Raw genomic sequence first — 17,868 nt, forward strand, 5'->3', positions numbered from 1 at the left:
TATTGATTTGATAATCAGTTATTGGTGTTCTTGAAATAAAACCTGTTGACTACAATTATGAAAAATATCTCACAAAAGCTATCATTTCTTTTATTGTTTTTATCAAGCGGATATTTGACGTTTTCTCAATGTGAAATGGTTGAGTATGCCATGGATAATCCGCTTGTTACAAAGGCAATATATGCGTACTATAACCGTATTACCTTGCACGATCATCCTCTTTGGAAGGCCTTGAAAAAGGATAAAACAAAATTTATTCTATTAAGGGAAGAACAAAAAACATTGTCGAATGGTAAAACTCAAAAACAGTATTATGCGACTGTATGTAGTACCAATTTCTTCAAGACTGAAAAGGTTACTTTCAGTGGCTATTTTATCATGAATGACGTACTTTTTGTTGTAGAATCAAGTTCAGAGAACTCTTTTGTGGCAAAAGATAAGGAAGCAAAGATATGTCTTGATACAATTCTAAGAGATTATAAGTTAAAAGAGTATCAACCGACCAGACGAGTCAAAAGAATGTTGCATGACCAAGAAGTAGAAATGATTGAGTTTGGCGATAGATTGTCTGAATCAGCAATGTATATCGTTTTGAAGCCTGAGTACGAGGGGTTTGAAAAAAAAGACTACGTGTTATTTTCGGTAATAGATTGATAGTTAGTTATTTTCTTATTTATTTTAGTGGGCGATTTAAGTCGCCCACTAAAATAAATAAGGGTATTGATAAAGACATATTTTAACCACAAATACCCTGTTCCGTAAGTCTAGTTACCTCCACTTTTTACGCGATTTTTTTCGTCTTCCAAACCTGTATTTCGCTGTCTTGCTCCTGCAATTTTGCTATTTCCAAAACGATATGAAAAATTGATACGAACCACACGACTTTCCCATTTGTTTCTCAACTGAACGTCGATATCATTAAAAAGGAAAACACCATTAAAACGTTGGGTCCAGAAAATATCATTGATATTTAATTTGACAGAGGCTTTGTCGTTCATCATTTTTTTCTGAATGCCAAAAGATACGGCTCCCATCGGATTTCCAGCGAGTTGACCTTCAATAAATGGCGACAGATACCACCCACTCAATTCCATCGAATATTTGCGAGGTAAGGTAAATTGATGTGTCATATTGGCTGTGTAGCTAGTCGCACGGGCATTAAAGGGTTCAAAAACAGTGGTTGATGATCCATCAGCCGCAATGGTGGTTTTGGGAATAGCTCCAACATAGTGATTATTGTATAAGTTAAAATAGGTATTGCTAAACCACCACTTGGTAATAGGCAACGGCAAAGAAAAAGAAATCCCAAGATTTTCTACATACCCAATATTTATTTTGGTGGCATTGGTAGTCTTTAGCGCATTGTTTTGCTCCAAGATTTGAGTCATTACACCTTCAGTTTTGCTATAGTTGATGGTAGTAGTAGAACTCTCCTTATAAGTATGTGATACCTCAAAAGCGTTGGTATACTGCGGTTGTAACAACTCGTTGCCACGTTGATAAGTATATGGGTCCAAGAAAAATAGGAAAGGATTCAAATCCTCATAGCTTGGTCGGTCGATACGTCGACTGAAAGAATATCCCAATTGATGATTTTTAGCCAATTTTTGACGGAAAAATACACTTGGGAAAAAGTTGGTATAATGTCTATCAAGCAAATCTTTTCCCAATAAAGTCCCTTGTCCGTTGGTGTTTTCCATGCGTAATCCTAATTGCATATTTAGCCTTTTGAATTCTTTAGAATAGTTGATATAGGCAGCATTAATGTTTTCTTTATACACAAAATTACGGGTGCGAGAGGGGTCAAGCACAGGCGTGTTATTGTCACCAACCAAGAAATCAAAACGCATATCGTTATTCGAGTTGACGTAGCTACTTTTTAGGCCAGCCTCAAATTTTGAAGTCTTGTTGATGGGATAAATTAAGTCAACTTTTAAGGAGTAAATATTGATTTTTGAGCCTGTTAAACCATCTTCATTGCGCGTTTCACGTGGGATGTTCTGCGTATCGTATTTCGAAGTTCGATATTTCATCGAGTTATCTGCATCATAACGAGCATAATCCATATCTGCGGTGATTTCTCTTCCAGTAGAATCAATCACGTGCTTGAAGTTCAGATTAGAGGAATAGTTCGCCCATTTATCTCTAATAATTCCTAGTGTTACCGACGTAGTGTCCAATTGATTCATGGCATTTTTGATGGCTGTTTGGTTATTTCTGTCGGTATTCCAATTGCCATTCATGCCATTAAACAAGAAACCAATGGTATTTTTTTTATCAAGAAAATAATCTGCTCCAATTTTATAAGCCAACGAATTATTCCTTCGTTTCTCGTCTGCCGTCTGATTAAAACTTGATGTTACTTTTCCGTTTTCGAAGAATTTTCTATCAATTTCTTGTAATTGAAAACTTTGGCGGTCGTTTGCCGAGAAATTGCCAAATATATTAAGCTTTTCTTTGCGGTAATTAAGGTTTAGACTAGCATTTTCTTTGGGTAATGACTGATAAAATCCATAACCTAATCCAAGATTGGCAGAACCATTGAATCCTAAATTCTGATTTTTTTTCAAGCGAATATTAATCACGCCTGCATTGCCTGCGGCATCGTATTTGGCAGGTGGATTTGTCATAATTTCAATCTTGTCCAACTGGGTCGATTGCATATTGCGAAGCATATTTGCCAAATCACTGGATGACATATACGTTGGTTTTCCGTCAAGCATTACCATGACATTTTGTTTACCTTTCAGGGAAATATTTCCATCTTTATCGACCGTTACACCAGGTGATTTTTCCAAAATCTCAATAGCGGTATTTCCTGCCGAAACAACGGAGTTTTCAACATTGACAATGGTTTTGTCAATTTGTTGTTCGATAAAGGGCTTTTTAGCCGTAACCACTACTTCGTTTAGTTCCTTTGATTCTTCGATCAATATCAAATCGGAAAGCCTGAGCGATGGGTTTTCTGGTGAAAGAGTCAATTTTGGCGTGTAAAACTTCTGATAACCCAACTGAGAAATAGCGATTAAATAATTGCCAAACTTGATTTTTTCAAATTCAAACGTACCGTTAGCATCTGCCAACGCGCCTTTGACTAAACTAGAATCTTTGGCTTGTAAAAGTGTAATGGTCGCAAATTCTACAATTTTATTTTTGTTGTCTGTAACCTGTCCCGTGATTTTCCCCTGTGCCTGAACCCTCAAGTTAGATAAAGTCATTAAAGTCAGAAGAGCGTAAAAAAATGTTTTCATGATTGAGAAGAATTAAGTTTAGTTGTATGCTTTTATTTTTTTTGATAGGTTTAAGATATATAAGGCTTGGATGCAAGAATTTTTGAATAGGTTACAAGAGAATACAAAAAATCCCAGCAGAAGGGCGAATCTGCTGGGATTAAATAGAATACTACGATTCTTTAGAATGGCATTTATATCTCTTGATGCAACACGATAGCCGTATTTGCCGCTTTTGTTTCAATGGTCAAGTTTTCTCAAAGACTTATTCAACTAATTAAAGTACTGCCTAAATTCCAAGGGTGTTTGGTTAGTCTTTTGCTTAAACAGTTTATTAAAAGATTGTGAATGCTCAAAGCCCAACTGAAAAGCGATTTCACTCACCGACAAATTAGTAGTACTCAAGTACTGCTTTGCATGGTCTATTAACCTATTTTGAATATGTTGCTGAGTGTTTTGAGAAGTATGAATTCTCAAAATCGTCCCCAAATAGTTTGGAGAAATATGGAGTTGTTCAGCTATATCAGAAACCGTAGGGATTCCTTTTTCGGATAAGGTATTCTGTGCAAAATATTTATCGAGTATTTGCTCAAACCTATCCAAAAGTTCAAACGACGTTTTTTTCCTTGTATGAAATTGTCGTTCATAAAACCGTTCAGCGTAAATCAATAATAGTTCGAGTTGAGTTATAATTAAATCCTGACTAAACCTATCTATGTTGGCTTGGTATTCGGCTTGTATTTTTTGAAGAATTTCAACCATAATGTTTTCCTCTTTGTCTGACATAAACAAAGCTTCATTGACAGCATAATTGAAAAAATCGTAAGATTTAATTTTGCTACTCAGATTTGTGTTCCACAAAAAGTCAGGATGAATTATTAAAAGCCAACCTGTAGGTTCAACCTCCACATGGGGATTAATCTCTACTTTCAAGCATTGTAGTGGCGCCACAAAACTCAACAGACCTGTATTGAAATCATATTGCGTTTGTCCATAATTAAACTTCCCAGAGACATTTCGTTTTAATCCGATCGTATAAAAATTTTGAATCCATTTCATTTGTACACCCAAATCAGGATATTGTACCTTGCTGTAGTCAATCAAACTAATCAGTGGGTGTTCGGGGTTGGGTAATTGGCAAAATGTATGAAATTCTGCGATGGTATTAAAACGAAATGTATGCTCCATGTGAAGTTTAGGGTATTATATGAAATTGAGAATTTAGTATGCTGTCGAGATGGAAACCTCTTTCCATTGTTCAACTTGTTTTGTCATAAAGTCAATTTTTTGCTGAACCATGTCATAGGCATCCTTTCCCAACAACAAGTGAACAGGGGGATTTTGTTCATTACTAACTTTAATCAAAGCTGAAGCAGCTTTATCTGGGTCATTGGGCTGATTACCCGCAATTGCATTGAGATGTACACGTTCAGATTCGCGAGCCTCTTTGTACCCTTGGATGGCATTTTGAGGGATTCTAAGAGAACCTTTTGATAAAAAATCAGTGCGGAAATAGCCAGGATATACCAGTGTAACCTTTACGCCAAACTCTTTGACTTCCTCAGCCAAAGCCTCTGTAAAACCAGCCATTGCAAATTTAGTTGAACAATACACACCCCATCCTGCAAAGCCACCAACATATCCTCCGACTGAAGCTATATTGAAGATATGTCCCGATTGTTGAGCACGAAAATACGGCATAGCGTGTCTAATCACATTGAGAACACCAAAGACATTGACATCAAAATTTTGTCGAGCCTCTTCATCTGTCAATTCTTCGATGGTACCTAATTGACCATATCCCGCATTATTAACGATGACATCGATTTTGCCAAAATGTGCAATACTCTTTTCAATTGCCAATTTAACGTCCAAACTATCAGTCAGATTCACCTCAAGCGGAAGAAGTTGATCTAACCCAAAACTCAATTCGGCATTAAGGGCTGGTATACTTCTAGTAGTTGCCACTACCTTATATCCAGCCTGTAATAACTGTTTTACTAAAGCAAGCCCCAAACCCTTTGAAGCTCCTGTTACAAACCATACTTTTTCTGTGTTCATTGTTTTATTTATTTTGTTGATGCAAAATTGCTCAATGAACCCCTCAAAAAAGTATCCCAATCCATCTATGATGTAGCTGAATCGTGAGTGGAGGAATTTTGATGTTGAAAAAAGGTTATTTTTTTGAAAAATTAAATAAGCTAATCCACAATTCACCATTATCCAAACCGATAGTGCATAGCCGTCACCCCCGTATATGAAGGGGTAGCGCTTACTAAGGTTAGGGTTTGACGATTTTTAAGCAAATCAAAAATACGCATACCCTTGGCAATAAGTATGGGATTGACTAATAAATACATTTCATCGATATGCCCGCCCGCTAGGAGAGATGATACGAAACTTGCACCACCATACACCAATATATCTTTTCCTGCCTGATTTTTGAGTTGTGAAATTTCATCTGCCAAGTTTCCACTTGCGAAAGTAGTATTGCTTCCAAAGGGAGCAACGAGCGTTTTACTAAAAATGACTTTTGGCGTATTCACCATTTTTTGCGCAAACTCAAATTTGGGATTTTCCTTTGCAAAATTCTCAAAATGAGGAATAAATGTTTCAGCCATTTTTCTACCAATCAATATTGTATCTGAGCTATCTGCCAAATCGTTGATGAGTTGCCAATGTTTATCATCGCCTCTGATAACCCAGTCTTCTTCACCGTTTGGACCAGCTACAAAGCCATCAACAGAAATTTGCATTTGTAATTTTAATTTTCTCATAGTTTTTTGTTTTAAAATTACATAGCTGATGACTGATAAACCAAGTTGATTGCGTCGATTTTAACTGGTAAATACGACAAAATGATGATTGGATTAATCCACGAGCTCTTCGCAAGAAAATCCATTTTCTTGCATGAGTTGTATGATTTGTTTGGATACTTCAAATGAGCTTTCGATACGCAGAACTTTATCGCAATCTTCCAAATCAAAGCTCAAATTTGAGACCTGTAATTGTTCTTCAAATTGCTTACAAAGGCGTCTTGTTTGCCAGCGATTTGAAATATTGGTTTTAAAAACAAATACCATGATTGATGCTTTTGTTTATGGTCAATTTTCAATAAATCTATTCATGACTCTTTGAGGTGTTTGAAAATTTTATGGTCAATATAGAATGTGCCGAAAGGGATAAAACAAGCTACAATAATTTTCCAAGTGGTTGTTCTGAATTTCCAGTTTTGTTCAATCGCCAAACTCATCGTATTGAGTACAAATACCAGAAAGATAGCCCCATGAATCGGACCTAAGAATTTCGAGAGAGTTGGATTATGAAAAAGATGTTTCATAGGAATTGCCACGAAAATGAGCACCAAAAGAGATAGCCCCTCTAAGAAACCGATGATGCGTATACGTCCAAGTTTTGTTTTGAATAATGTAAACATTTGAGATCAAAATAAAGGGTTCTACCTGAAATAAGGTCTGTGTGCAAATGGTGAAAAAGGCCAAGGTATAGCCATGAAAATAAGTAGGAGTGATACGGAAAACCAAACAAGCATAGTCCTGAATTTTTCGGAGTTAGCAGTTTGTCGCTTTGATTTGGCAGAGCCAATTGTGATAAGGACTATCGCCACTAGCATCAAAGTGCTGTGAATAAGGCTAAAGAAAGTCATTTCGAATCGAGAAACGGCTTCCTTGAAATGTCGCATGAAATACTTCACTATTGGACTATGGAAATAGAGTGTCATACCAATCATCAATTGAATATGGGCAATCGTCGCTGTCCAATGCCGTATGGTATTATCCGTTTTTGAGAAAATCGCTTTCGTGACATACCCCCGATATGCCCGATATATAGCTAGAATTAGGCTCGCCAAGACGAACCACCGCATGAGGTTGTGATAGGAAATAAGAGTTTGATACATCGCTTGATTTGTTTGATGTAACAAAGGTATTCAAAAAACATACTAATTGGTATGTTTTTTGAATAAAAAATTATCGAAGCGCGTTGAGATATGCTTTAAGTTCCTTTAAATAAGGGAGATAAATAGATTTGCTATTTTCTAATTTACCGAAATTTCGGATGCCCCAATACCCTGACATCACAAAAAAAGTAACACCTGATGCAACTATTTCTTGTCTGATTACGCCATTTAACTTTCCTTTTTCTATGGCTGCAATCATATGTGCATTCCACAGTTGCGTAATTTCTTGTAACGCTCCACTAAAATCAACGTGCCATGGTGTCATTTCTTGGGTCAAGTTTGCGGCTGGACAACCGTATTCTACCTTTAAAAAATCGTTTTCTAAAAGTAGATGGTGTATCAAATTATATATCGCTTCGAGTGGGTCTTCTGTTTGCTCAAAAGCTAACATAAAGCCGTTTGTCAACTGGGGCTTTACCAGTTCATTAATGATTGCAAGTCCCATTTCATCTTTGGTTTTGAAATGGTAATAAAAAGCGCCTTTGGTCACTTTGGTGGTAGCAATGATGTCGTCGATGCTGGTGGTTTGATAACCTTTTGCATAAATTAATTCAAATGCTTTTTCTAAAATCATTAATCTAGTCGCCGCTGATTTCTTCATAGTTTGTAAAATCAAATTATTGATTTTGACATTCGGTCATTGAGCTTATGAAAAATAATAACCCAATAACTGAATGTCCCAACCCAATAGCCCTCTATATTTTTTTGAGAATACCCTTTTCAACACTTTCATTAATCAGGTTTTCGGCATAGTCCCAAATGACTTCTGAACCGTCTTTAATAACCTTTTTCTTGTTGTACACTTTGTCGTAATCTACCCCAAACTCTGCCCAAGTACCACCATTATTAGAGGTATTTTGCAATAACGGTTCCAATCTGTCCATACTTTTAGCAAACTTAGCTTCTTTGGTTTCGCCAGCTTCAAACTCTTCCCAAATCTCAATTAATTCTTCAGCTTGTGCTTTCGGTAGCAAACCAAAAATTCGATTTGCAGCCAGCCTTTCCTCATCGGTATTGGTATGATTTTTTTGCGTATCGTAAATAAAAGTATCGCCAGCGTCAATTTCCACAATATCATGAATCAAAAGCATTTTTACGACTTTCAAAACATCAATATTCTCATTAGAATGTTCAGCTAGTACTACCGCCATAATAGCTAAGTGCCAGCTATGTTCGGCATCATTCTCGTTTCTATCGCTATTAAAAAGCTTTGTCTTTCTTTGGATATACTTAACCTTATCTATTTCCTTAATAAAGGCAATTTGCTTGAGTAAATTATCAGAAATCATCTTGACCTAGTTTAATGTTGTACACAAAGGTAAGCATTCAATGTGTAGAATGATGATTTGGATATTGGCTAATTGTCTTTTCATTGTTTTTGAAAGCTCGTTCGTACAAGCTTGAATATTCATGCGAATAATATTATTGTAATTTTCAGGGAAAATATTGCCATAATAAAAGTAAAATATTATAAATTCGCCTAATGTCTCAACTTGTGACATTAGAAGTATATTACTCAACTATTTTACTATCCCATTATGAAAAATATTTACATGATCCCCAAGTTGCTATTCCTACTGTTCGTTTTAGCAATCCAAAACCATTTGTACGCTCAGGCTCCCAAAAAACATTATCCAATCATCGACGTACATGTACATGCGTTCAAGGCTAATCCTAATACGGGAGATCTTTGTCCATGGTTTTTGAAAAATATGCCTGGTGCAGATCCTCACAATCATGGAGAAAATCCCTCTATTTTTAATTTGGATTGTCCAGATCCTTTAAAAGCTGCTAAAACAGATAAGGAAATGCAGGAAACTTTATTGGCCACTGCCGAGCGACTCAATGTGACCATGATTGTGAGTGGCGATGCGGGTGTGATTCATAATTGGCATAAAGCTGCGCCAAATCGTATCATTCCATCATTGGGCATTAGTAGTAATAAAGACATGACCGTCAAAGCTTTTGAAGATTCATTGAACGCTGGATTTTATAAAGTGATGGGAGAAGTGGCTCCACAATATCAAGGTATGTCGCCAAGTGATATAAGTTTAGACGAATATTTTGCAGTGGCCGAACGTCTTGGCGTGCCTGTGGGTATTCACATGGGTACAGGCGGAAATGGCAATATCAATATTAGTAATCCAAAATACAGAGCGTCTTTGGGTCGTCCATTTTTGTTAGAAGATATGTTGGCTAAACATCCAAAATTAAAAATTTGGGTAATGCACGCAGGCTATCCAATGGCCGACGAAATGATTGCTTTGATGGGTGCAAATGCCTATGTATATGTCGATTTGGCAGGCTTTATTTGGAGTTATCCATTGGAAGAAATCCATGCTTATCTGAAAAGACTGGTACAAGCGGGTTTTGGGAAAAGAATTTTGTACGGAACAGACCTTATGATTTGGCCAAAATTGTTGGAAACATCAATTCAAGTAATTGAAAGCGCCAACTATTTGTCGGAAGACCAAAAGCGTGATATTTTCTTTAATAATGCCGTGAGATTTTTCAATTTAGATGCTAGTAAGTTTAAGTAAAGAACACGACTTAGGAATTATTATTGAATTGCAAGTGGTGGATTGTAAGTGTAAAGTATTGATAATTAAATAATTGCATTCACAATTCGCCACGCGCAATTCTACATTAGCACATATCTTTCAGACGAATTGAGTAATAATTATCATTTTAACCTTTCATGTGTGTTAACACATTTTTGTTAAAGGATAAATTACCAAATTCTTGAATCAATGCTAAAATCTATTTTTTGTATAATCATATTCTATTTGTTTTCATTCAATACACCTGTGTTTGCACAATTTAGTGCCAAATGGGGCGATCAAGGAAATGGCACTTTTCACAATCCTGTATTACCATCCGATTTTAGTGATTTGGATGCTATTCGTGTAGGAGACGACTTTTATGCCATATCTTCTACCTTACAAGTTTCGCCCGGAATGGCAGTTTTGCATTCCAAAGATTTAGTAAACTGGAAAGTAATCAGTCATGTAGTGAATGATCTTACCAGAATCAATCAAGAATTGAATTGGAATAAAATGAATAGTTATGGCAAAGGAGTTTGGGCAGGTTCGATTCGATACTACAAGGGGAAATATTGGGTTTATTTTGGAACACCTGAAGATGGATTCTTTATGTGTTCGGCCAAAAATCCTGCAGGTCCTTGGGAGCCATTGCATCAAGTATGGAAGGTTCAGGGTTGGGATGATTGTTGCTCGTTTCTAGACGATGATGGACAATTATATTTTATCGCTACAAATTTTGAGGAGGACAAAATCAATCATAAAAAATATAATATCCATTTGTTTAAGATGACGCCTGATGGGAAAAGCTTAATCATGGAATCAGATAAAATTATACATCAATCGCAAGGAAGTGAGGCTAATAAGCTCTATAAAATTAATGGAATGTATTATCATTATTTTAGTGAGGTAAACAAGGAAGGACGCGTGATAATGATGGAGCGAGCCAAAAGTCTTTCAGGACCTTGGCAAATAACGCAACTCAACCATGTAAACAAAAAACTTGACAAAGAACCCAATCAGGGAGGTTTGATTCAATTGAAAAATGGGAGTTGGTGGTTTTTTACCCATCACGGCACGGGCGACTGGGAGGGAAGAGCCGCAAGTTTATTGCCTATTACATGGATTGATGGCTGGCCAATAATGGGGAAAGTTGGCAATGGCACGATTGGGACAATGCTGTGGTCAGCACCAAAACCAATTATTCGGAAAGAGCACAAATTAACCAACCAAACCTATGATTCTTTTTCTGGAACTACTTTGTCTCCTGATTGGGAGTGGAACTATCAGCCAAGAGCATCCAAATGGTCATTGAAAGAAAGAAAAGGGTATTTACGTCTCCATGCTTTTCAACCAATTAATCCTAAAGATTCCACAGATATTTTAATGAGAGCGGGCAATACCATTACCCAGCGCAGTTTGAGAACCCAAAAATGTGAGGTGGTGGTCAAGCTCGATATCTCTCAGATGAAAAATGGGCAACAAGCAGGATTAACACATTTTTCAACAACTTCAATCGCTAATATCGGAATAAAGCAATTAGGGGACACTAGAAGTTTAGTATTTACTTATAAAAATATAGAGACCGTTGGACCGAAAATTTCTCATAAAGTCATTTGGCTAAAATCAACATGGAACTATGAAGGAATTAATCAGTATGAATACAGTTTGAACGGGAAAGACTATATTTCATTCGGAGGGCAAAGTCAAATGACATGGGGAAGTTATCGTGGCGACAGGATAGGCATCTATAACTATAATCTTCATCAGGAGGAGGGATATATTGATGTGGATTTTATGAGATATTTGTTTGTGAGGTAAGGAGAGCTGATGAGTTTAGAGTTGTGTCTTTGCATAGATTAGATAGCAATGGAAAAGTAACTCTTGCGGTTGAAGCAATCAATGTGTCAATAGCAAAGGGTGAGACTATACCCAAAATATTAATAAATAAGAGGTTTGTTTAATAAATTAGAGCCTTAGCGAGTTATCTTAAAGCCCCTGTTCCGAAAAACCGTATGTTCAAAAACCTTAAAATAGCGTTTCTGTTGACCGTATATGCCAGTGGTCTTATTTATTGTATTCAAAAAGACCACAAAACTGAAGCTGCTATCACCATTGCTATTCAGCCTTTTACAGGTATTCCAGAGAAGGACGTAGTGTATGTTGAGCAAAAGATAAAATCATTTTATCCGAAGGTAGTTGTCCTTCCTAAAATTAACCTTCCAAAACAAGCCTACTACAAAACAAGAAATCGCTACAGAGCTGACTCAATTTTAGTATTTCTCAATCAATCCAAAGCTCATGATTTTGTTTTTATTGGCCTGACAAGTAAGGATATTAGCGCCACAAAAGGCATAAATAATGATTTTGGAGTCTTGGGACTTGGGTATTGTCCAGGAAAAGCCTGTGTCGCATCAACTTTTCGATTAGAGAAAAACACAAGGCAGGAACAACTATTTAAGGTTGCCATTCACGAGCTTGGGCATACACAAGGATTGCCCCATTGCAAACAAAAACATTGTTTTATGAGAGATGCAGAAGGCAAAAATCCTACGAATGAAGAAAAGGAATTTTGTAAAGATTGTAAAAAGCATTTAAGAGGAAAAGGGTGGAAACTGTGATTGAAAGGGATTATCGAGATGAAATAAGATATCAGTAACTGCAATTAGCTCTCAATATAAAAATAAGCAGAATACGAGAATAATTAATCTATATGCGGTTACACTTTACGTGATGAGACACCCTAAATGATCATTGAGATTAAGATTTTCGGTAAAAAATTGCTAATGATTGTATGTTCGACAAAAGGAGCTATTCAGGCAGAAAAAACAAAAAAAGCGAGTCGTTTGACTCGCTTTTGGTGGTCTCGTAGGGATTCGAACCTAGCTGGGAATCAGGGGCTTGCAAGCCTAAACTTGCAAATGTTAGTAAAAATGTTAGTAAATGGGGCAAAAAAAAAGCCTATGCCACACTCGCCAACACGCCTTGTCTTCTACTAACATACTTAAAATTTCCGCTCTTACCTAGCTGCTCTTCCAGTTGATAAGCTCGTATCTTCCAATTCTGTGCCTCCATAGTAGCTTCTTCAATCAGTCTTTTCCAAAACCCAACTGGTTCAGTTTTTACAGGCTCTATCTCTAAAAAGTAATTTAAAGGTACTCCCAACACCTCACAAATTTGCTCTAATGTCTTGACCTTTATATTATCAGCATCCACCATTCTTTTAAATCCATCCATCGACATACCTATCTCCTCGCAGAGTTTCCCTTGAGTCATTCCTTTGGCTTTTAGGGCTTTCTTTAATTTTTCAGAAAAATTTTTCATATTTTTGTCTGATTTATTTTTTAATTCGGATTTTTATATGATATTTGTGCGTACAAAACGCAATAAAAACGAATATAATCCGAATTTAATATGATTTATTCGATTTTTTAGTCTAAAATCTATTAAAATATTAAATCTTTATGGTTTCAAAGGATGACATCAAAAAAGCCTATCGTTCTCTGGCACGAGTTGACCGAAAACAGATAAAGAACACCTTATGTACAAGATACGGATACAAAGAAAGAAATTTTCAGTCCAAGATTTCAGGCGAGATTGGATGGACAAGAGATGAAATAGAGCTTCTGCGAGTTTTACTTGAGCTTGAAGGTGCATAACAAAGTATTTAGGATTTATTACATAGACAATTTTACATCCTTGTACCCTTAAAAAATTGACAAACATTTGAACCTAAATTTTATGACTATGTTAGAAGAAATCATGTTCTGGACTTTTGTTTTTCTATTGTTTTTTTCTTCAAGTTTTGGTGATTCAGATAGTAGTTGCAGTTGTAAAGACGAAAATTACAACTATCAACAATGTAGATATTGCCCAAAAGGCAAATGATGGTTTAGAACTCTATTGCTTGCACGGTAGGGAATGTATTTCCCTACTATTGCCTTTGAGAGTTCACAAAAAAATTCCCCTACACAGTTCAGTATAGGGGAAATGAGGAAGACGATTACGGGGTGGGGTTTAGAGTGGTATTTACTACTTCCACCCCTGTCTTCTTTTCAATTTACGCACTTTATTTAATTAATAGTCACACATAAATCTAATAACAATGACATCTTTTAACAAATACAAAAAGGCTCTTGAAAAAAGGAACAGTGTCCTTAAGAAGCAAAATGCCATTTATCACAATGCCTTTATGGAAATAAATTTGTTATTGTGCCAAGATTTTTCGGCTGAACAAAGGCTGAAAAATATCATCAGCATTGTTCAAGCTTCAAGAATAGATGTTGCTATGATAGCGCCTACTTCGACGGTCGTTTTGGTTTGAGTAATGGGTACTTTTTGTATACATAAACATATGAAGAGTCATCGTTCGTGTTTCCCTCAAGGTCAGAATCAAGCATTCCTTGATGATGTCCCCAAGTTTCGATGGAACGTGCAATTCTCTTTGTTTTTGCGTGCCAAAAATGAAAGTGTTTGACATCAAACTTTTCTTTTTTTGAATTTCGGAGATGTTCCTTGCGTCTTCTTTCAGGATCATCTGTAATTCCAATATACCATCTTTGGTGGTCAGTAAAAATAAGTGATTTTTTGATTAGCCATTGGTTAATTTGACTAATAATAGACTGTGCAGTCTGAGAATTAAGAGAGTTGTAGGCCATTACTGTTTTTTATTTTAAGTGTATGGTTGGAAAGGCTTAAAGAGAGTAACCTGAGAAGAACTCTCTTCTTTCCACCTTCTTAAAGATAGACAAATGTGACTATTCTATATAAAATTATTGTGAATTTAATTTGATTGAATTAACAGTTAAACAGAGTGTTAATAACAATAAAATCTCATACTTTTTACACTATGACAAACCTAGAAAGAGCATCCCTTAGAATTGAGATTCTAAAACTATTGACAGAAAAACGTTACACAAAGGCACTGAAATACCCAGATGAGATTACTCATTCTCTTTCAGAAGCAATAAAAGTCATTGAAGAATTTATTTTTGAGTCAGAGAAGCCAGAAAGGGCATTTGCGAAGTTTGAGATTTTTAAGGCTACTGTTTCAAACTTCCCTTTGGAGAACATCATTTCTTTAGAAGTATTTACATACACAATGATGATTTATGATTCTATTTTTGATGTTCATCCAGAGGAAAGTCTACTTAATACGGGTTTTTCAGAAAGGTTAATTAATAAAATTACTTTAAAGAATTACGGATATGTACGCAATTCTGAAGAATGGCAAAAATTTCATCAAAACGTGGAAGCTTGCATGAGAGGTGAATTCAATTAATAACCTTGTAACCTTTTCATTTATTCAGATTAATAGTTCATTACGTTCATTTAACCCTCTATTACACCATGAATATACCTGAATTAATTCGCTCTTTGTCCGCTGACCCACTTATGCAGTTTATACTTGCAATGTGTTTGGGTGCTTTTTTGATTGCGATGTTAGGTGAAGTCCTTAATCGCTCTGAGTTTTTGAAAGATTTACTTTACGGAAAGGATACCGATGAGTAAGCATCCCAACAAGTTGGTATTCGGCTGATGAGTTGATTTTTACTTAATTTTGTCATTTTCAACTCTAATATTAAACTCATGAATAGCGATTTTCACATTTATGCTGGCTTCGTAATCGGGGGATTACTCATGGCTTGGTACTTTAAGAACAATAGACGACCACCTACTAACTGTTTGTAAAATGTCTGTTTTAGTTGATTTAGTTTGTTTGGTTGTATTTGGGATGTGGCTCTACGAAAGAGCCACTGACAAGATTCCTTATACCTATGAAACGTCCGAATATCCTCAACAAAGTCTATGATGCCATGTGCTTTCGTGACCAAGAACTCTTTAGAAAAAAGCTTATTGAAATTGGGCTGAACTCTAGGGTTTTCCACGAAAACTATAAGCTTGACACTTGTAAAATCAATGTCATGGACTTGTACGACATCATGGTGGAGATTGTAGCTAACCATAGGCAGTACGAGCATCCCTACTTTGTCCTGCAAGATTGGCTCAAAGGAAGAAGTAGACCACGAATCCCAAATGTTGTCGTGCAACCGATAGTTAGTCCAGAGCGACCAAGGGCAACTAGACAGATTGAATTGGAGCAAATCATAAAGGAGGTTAAGGATGAAAGAAGAGAAAAGTGTGTAGACCTCTCAGATCAGATAGCTAAAAGAATCATGATGGGCACAACCCTTCAAATTTTCTTACTAAAGGATGGTCGTTCTATTCGACTCGACCCACGAAAAGAATATCATTATCAAGAATCAAACGGTGGGTATATCCTTGTTCCACCAACTGAGTGTTAGTTTATTTAGAAAGAGAGTTGGAACAACCCCATTCCTTTATGAGTGGGGATTGTTTACCGACGTATAACCAGTAAAGTTATCAGCACAAAGTCTGTTTTGGAAGGGATTTTCGTCCTTGAAATTCCTCAGAGTTCGATTCTCTGGCAGAAACAACGGGAAATAGCGTAGTGATGATTCTAAGCCCTGACAAGCGAGGTTTTGTCACTACATACCAAAAACAACCATGAGAATTGAAAAAACGTTTAGTCACCAATTTGGACAGGTAATCGAAAGGTATCATGCTTTTGTGAGAGAGCATAACGATGTACAATTCGTTACCAAAAGCACCATGTTGCGTGAACCACATCTATCAAAATTAAAATCTATTGCACACTTGTACCTCAAGCAATTTTGGAACTGTATGAATAGTCCTTTGTGGGCTGATTCTGACCGTGTGCCCTTGTTACAAATTACTCGTTGGGATTTGGCAAACCTATGTGGTTGCAGCCGCAGGGCTGTACAAGACCATTTAGCACGCCTAAGCACCTACGGGATCATTACTGTAGAGGAGTTTGAAGAAGGTAGAGTTAATGGCTATAAGATAGCTCTAAACCTCTGGTTATTGCTTGGAATCGACCAATTCAAGCCAAAAATCCAAAGCTGGTCAGAAAAACCAACTACCATTTTGAAAGCCTTTTCCCTCTCTGAGGTGCAAACTTTGCCACACTTAAGTAACCAAATAGAAAATTTAAATAATTCATATATAGCGGAAGATGTGGAAAATCTATCCCAAGAAAGACACCAAGAAAATGGCCAAGAAAAACAAGAAATAGCCCAAAACCTTGTAAATGACCAAGAAAGTTGCCAAGAAAAAAACACGGGGGGCGCCGAAAATTCTTTCATCAGTTCGGACGAACGTTTTGAAGCTTACCGCAAAGGCACTTTAAACAAGATTCGCTATCAAAATGCACCAAAACCAGAGCCAAAGGGCTTAACTGACCTTGAAAAGGCTACGATTGTAAACAACTTCTGGAAATATGTGAAAGATGTGTTCTACCCACAACGCAACTATACCCCAATTGAGTCCGAAATCAAGAAAGTGATTCACAGAGACGTGTTTAATGGCTTTAAAAATGAGAATCCAAAGGAGAATACCTTCGAATTCTGGCAGATTTATAGCATGACCCTCCAGTATTGGGCAGATAAAAAGCAAGCTTTTGACGCTCGCAAGGATAGAGAGGCATATCACCCAACAAAATACTTCTTAAAAGACTACGGAACACACCAAAAACAAGGATTCTTGGTAGTGCTACAATGGGCTAAAAAAGCCGAAAAGTCACTAAGAGAGATAGAATTCGAAAAAGAGCTTGAGCGTGCCAAATTGACTATGATGCAATACCCAATGACGGGTGTTGTACCACGTGGTCAAGGGAATAAAATCAAGGATATTACCCAATTAGCCCAATATTACAGTCGCAAATTGAGTGTGAAAACCAACAGCGACTACGTACAAAAATTCAACTACTTTCTAAAAACAACTAACTTTCTAAGACCATGCAATCAACAACAGCACCAGTAGTGAAATGGAAACTTAAGTACATCTTACCCAACGGAGTATGGCTTCCAATCAAAGGAGCATCCGATTTAATCATCTTCGGTAGAAATAGTTCCGAACGCCTCAAAGCAGCCTCGAAGCTTGTGAGCGGTTTTAAAGACCCAATAGACAATGCTTATATCTACGAAGTAGGTTACAATGGCAAAATGATTGCCCAATACGATAAGACTTTGAAAAGGTTCTTAATGTGCAACTCACAAAATTGATAGCAAAATTCAAGGCA

At 36.6% G+C, this 17,868-nt stretch carries 19 protein-coding genes; 9 read left to right on the forward strand and 10 right to left on the reverse strand.

Features of this window, described 5'->3' with window-relative positions; all coding sequences use genetic code 11:
* Nucleotides 1-57: 57 nt before the first annotated feature.
* Complete coding sequence (locus tag QM524_RS01580; RefSeq protein ID WP_283343174.1) at nucleotides 58-654, forward strand: hypothetical protein; 597 nt, start codon at nucleotides 58-60, stop codon at nucleotides 652-654.
* A 110-nt stretch (nucleotides 655-764) separates the two neighbouring features.
* Here QM524_RS01580 and QM524_RS01585 read toward each other — a convergent pair whose 3' ends face one another.
* The 8 genes from QM524_RS01585 to QM524_RS01620 all read right to left on the reverse strand — a co-directional run bounded on the left by QM524_RS01585 (nucleotide 765) and on the right by QM524_RS01620 (nucleotide 8,495).
* Nucleotides 765-3,251, reverse strand: coding sequence for an outer membrane beta-barrel family protein (locus QM524_RS01585; protein ID WP_283343175.1), 2,487 nt, complete (start codon nucleotides 3,249-3,251; stop codon nucleotides 765-767).
* A 252-nt stretch (nucleotides 3,252-3,503) separates the two neighbouring features.
* A complete protein-coding gene (locus QM524_RS01590; protein ID WP_283343176.1) occupies nucleotides 3,504-4,418 on the reverse strand; it encodes a helix-turn-helix domain-containing protein in 915 nt (304 codons plus the stop codon).
* Between the two features lie 33 nt (nucleotides 4,419-4,451).
* Nucleotides 4,452-5,291, reverse strand: a complete 840-nt coding sequence (locus QM524_RS01595) for an oxidoreductase (protein WP_283343177.1) — start codon at nucleotides 5,289-5,291, stop codon at nucleotides 4,452-4,454.
* 158 nt (nucleotides 5,292-5,449) lie between these two features.
* A complete protein-coding gene (locus QM524_RS01600; protein WP_283343178.1) occupies nucleotides 5,450-6,007 on the reverse strand; it encodes a dihydrofolate reductase family protein in 558 nt (185 codons plus the stop codon).
* A gap of 93 nt (nucleotides 6,008-6,100) precedes the next feature.
* The gene (locus tag QM524_RS01605) at nucleotides 6,101-6,313 is read right to left on the reverse strand and encodes a hypothetical protein (protein ID WP_283343179.1); all 213 of its coding nucleotides are present in this window, start codon (nucleotides 6,311-6,313) and stop codon (nucleotides 6,101-6,103) included.
* 41 nt (nucleotides 6,314-6,354) lie between these two features.
* Nucleotides 6,355-6,666: a DUF3817 domain-containing protein gene (locus QM524_RS01610; protein WP_283343180.1), complete on the reverse strand. Its 312-nt coding sequence runs from the start codon at nucleotides 6,664-6,666 to the stop codon at nucleotides 6,355-6,357.
* A 550-nt stretch (nucleotides 6,667-7,216) separates the two neighbouring features.
* Nucleotides 7,217-7,807, reverse strand: a complete 591-nt coding sequence (locus QM524_RS01615) for a TetR/AcrR family transcriptional regulator (RefSeq protein ID WP_283343181.1) — start codon at nucleotides 7,805-7,807, stop codon at nucleotides 7,217-7,219.
* Nucleotides 7,808-7,901: 94 nt separating this feature from the next.
* Nucleotides 7,902-8,495: an HD domain-containing protein gene (locus QM524_RS01620; RefSeq protein ID WP_283343182.1), complete on the reverse strand. Its 594-nt coding sequence runs from the start codon at nucleotides 8,493-8,495 to the stop codon at nucleotides 7,902-7,904.
* 249 nt (nucleotides 8,496-8,744) lie between these two features.
* Here QM524_RS01620 and QM524_RS01625 point away from each other — a divergent pair, with 249 nt between their 5' ends.
* The 3 genes from QM524_RS01625 to QM524_RS01635 all read left to right on the forward strand — a co-directional run bounded on the left by QM524_RS01625 (nucleotide 8,745) and on the right by QM524_RS01635 (nucleotide 12,367).
* Nucleotides 8,745-9,746, forward strand: a complete 1,002-nt coding sequence (locus QM524_RS01625) for an amidohydrolase family protein (RefSeq protein WP_283343183.1) — start codon at nucleotides 8,745-8,747, stop codon at nucleotides 9,744-9,746.
* A gap of 210 nt (nucleotides 9,747-9,956) precedes the next feature.
* Nucleotides 9,957-11,567, forward strand: coding sequence for a glycoside hydrolase family 43 protein (locus QM524_RS01630; protein ID WP_283343184.1), 1,611 nt, complete (start codon nucleotides 9,957-9,959; stop codon nucleotides 11,565-11,567).
* Between the two features lie 194 nt (nucleotides 11,568-11,761).
* Nucleotides 11,762-12,367, forward strand: a complete 606-nt coding sequence (locus QM524_RS01635; protein WP_283343185.1) for a matrixin family metalloprotease — start codon at nucleotides 11,762-11,764, stop codon at nucleotides 12,365-12,367.
* A gap of 340 nt (nucleotides 12,368-12,707) precedes the next feature.
* Here the strand turns inward: QM524_RS01635 and QM524_RS01640 are convergent, their stop codons facing one another.
* Both QM524_RS01640 and QM524_RS01645 read right to left on the reverse strand, forming a co-directional pair.
* Complete coding sequence (locus QM524_RS01640) at nucleotides 12,708-13,070, reverse strand: helix-turn-helix domain-containing protein (protein ID WP_166551005.1); 363 nt, start codon at nucleotides 13,068-13,070, stop codon at nucleotides 12,708-12,710.
* 974 nt (nucleotides 13,071-14,044) lie between these two features.
* A complete protein-coding gene (locus QM524_RS01645; RefSeq protein WP_283343186.1) occupies nucleotides 14,045-14,404 on the reverse strand; it encodes a GIY-YIG nuclease family protein in 360 nt (119 codons plus the stop codon).
* Between the two features lie 191 nt (nucleotides 14,405-14,595).
* Between QM524_RS01645 and QM524_RS01650 the strand changes: the two genes are divergently transcribed.
* From QM524_RS01650 to QM524_RS01670, 5 genes are all read left to right on the forward strand, one after another.
* Nucleotides 14,596-15,027 (forward strand): hypothetical protein, encoded by a 432-nt coding sequence (locus QM524_RS01650; protein WP_283343187.1) that lies wholly within the window; start codon nucleotides 14,596-14,598, stop codon nucleotides 15,025-15,027.
* Between the two features lie 68 nt (nucleotides 15,028-15,095).
* Nucleotides 15,096-15,257, forward strand: coding sequence for a hypothetical protein (locus tag QM524_RS01655; RefSeq protein ID WP_283343188.1), 162 nt, complete (start codon nucleotides 15,096-15,098; stop codon nucleotides 15,255-15,257).
* 266 nt (nucleotides 15,258-15,523) lie between these two features.
* Nucleotides 15,524-16,051 carry a hypothetical protein gene (locus tag QM524_RS01660; protein ID WP_283343189.1) on the forward strand — a complete coding sequence of 176 codons (528 nt, stop codon included), beginning with the start codon at nucleotides 15,524-15,526 and terminating at the stop codon, nucleotides 16,049-16,051.
* A 223-nt stretch (nucleotides 16,052-16,274) separates the two neighbouring features.
* Complete coding sequence (locus QM524_RS01665) at nucleotides 16,275-17,609, forward strand: helix-turn-helix domain-containing protein (RefSeq protein WP_283343190.1); 1,335 nt, start codon at nucleotides 16,275-16,277, stop codon at nucleotides 17,607-17,609.
* Entirely contained in the window at nucleotides 17,585-17,851 is a 267-nt protein-coding gene (locus tag QM524_RS01670) for a hypothetical protein (protein WP_283343191.1), read from the forward strand. The genes QM524_RS01665 and QM524_RS01670 overlap by 25 nt, the downstream gene beginning before the upstream one ends.
* The last annotated feature ends 17 nt before the right edge of the window (nucleotides 17,852-17,868 follow it).

It is taken from the genome of Flectobacillus roseus (genome assembly GCF_030056595.1).
Lineage (GTDB): Bacteria > Bacteroidota > Bacteroidia > Cytophagales > Spirosomataceae > Flectobacillus > Flectobacillus roseus.

Excerpts from the sequence above, each read along its gene's own strand:
- QM524_RS01580 (WP_283343174.1), top strand. The coding sequence starts at position 58 with ATGAAAAATATCTCACAAAAGCTATCATTTCTTTTATTGTTTTTATCA.
- QM524_RS01585 (WP_283343175.1), bottom strand. The coding sequence starts at position 3,251 with ATGAAAACATTTTTTTACGCTCTTCTGACTTTAATGACTTTATCTAAC.
- QM524_RS01590 (WP_283343176.1), bottom strand. The coding sequence starts at position 4,418 with ATGGAGCATACATTTCGTTTTAATACCATCGCAGAATTTCATACATTT.
- QM524_RS01595 (WP_283343177.1), bottom strand. The coding sequence starts at position 5,291 with ATGAACACAGAAAAAGTATGGTTTGTAACAGGAGCTTCAAAGGGTTTG.
- QM524_RS01600 (WP_283343178.1), bottom strand. The coding sequence starts at position 6,007 with ATGAGAAAATTAAAATTACAAATGCAAATTTCTGTTGATGGCTTTGTA.
- QM524_RS01605 (WP_283343179.1), bottom strand. The coding sequence starts at position 6,313 with ATGGTATTTGTTTTTAAAACCAATATTTCAAATCGCTGGCAAACAAGA.
- QM524_RS01610 (WP_283343180.1), bottom strand. The coding sequence starts at position 6,666 with ATGTTTACATTATTCAAAACAAAACTTGGACGTATACGCATCATCGGT.
- QM524_RS01615 (WP_283343181.1), bottom strand. The coding sequence starts at position 7,807 with ATGAAGAAATCAGCGGCGACTAGATTAATGATTTTAGAAAAAGCATTT.
- QM524_RS01620 (WP_283343182.1), bottom strand. The coding sequence starts at position 8,495 with ATGATTTCTGATAATTTACTCAAGCAAATTGCCTTTATTAAGGAAATA.
- QM524_RS01625 (WP_283343183.1), top strand. The coding sequence starts at position 8,745 with ATGAAAAATATTTACATGATCCCCAAGTTGCTATTCCTACTGTTCGTT.
- QM524_RS01630 (WP_283343184.1), top strand. The coding sequence starts at position 9,957 with ATGCTAAAATCTATTTTTTGTATAATCATATTCTATTTGTTTTCATTC.
- QM524_RS01635 (WP_283343185.1), top strand. The coding sequence starts at position 11,762 with ATGTTCAAAAACCTTAAAATAGCGTTTCTGTTGACCGTATATGCCAGT.
- QM524_RS01640 (WP_166551005.1), bottom strand. The coding sequence starts at position 13,070 with ATGAAAAATTTTTCTGAAAAATTAAAGAAAGCCCTAAAAGCCAAAGGA.
- QM524_RS01645 (WP_283343186.1), bottom strand. The coding sequence starts at position 14,404 with ATGGCCTACAACTCTCTTAATTCTCAGACTGCACAGTCTATTATTAGT.
- QM524_RS01650 (WP_283343187.1), top strand. The coding sequence starts at position 14,596 with ATGACAAACCTAGAAAGAGCATCCCTTAGAATTGAGATTCTAAAACTA.
- QM524_RS01655 (WP_283343188.1), top strand. The coding sequence starts at position 15,096 with ATGAATATACCTGAATTAATTCGCTCTTTGTCCGCTGACCCACTTATG.
- QM524_RS01660 (WP_283343189.1), top strand. The coding sequence starts at position 15,524 with ATGAAACGTCCGAATATCCTCAACAAAGTCTATGATGCCATGTGCTTT.
- QM524_RS01665 (WP_283343190.1), top strand. The coding sequence starts at position 16,275 with ATGAGAATTGAAAAAACGTTTAGTCACCAATTTGGACAGGTAATCGAA.
- QM524_RS01670 (WP_283343191.1), top strand. The coding sequence starts at position 17,585 with ATGCAATCAACAACAGCACCAGTAGTGAAATGGAAACTTAAGTACATC.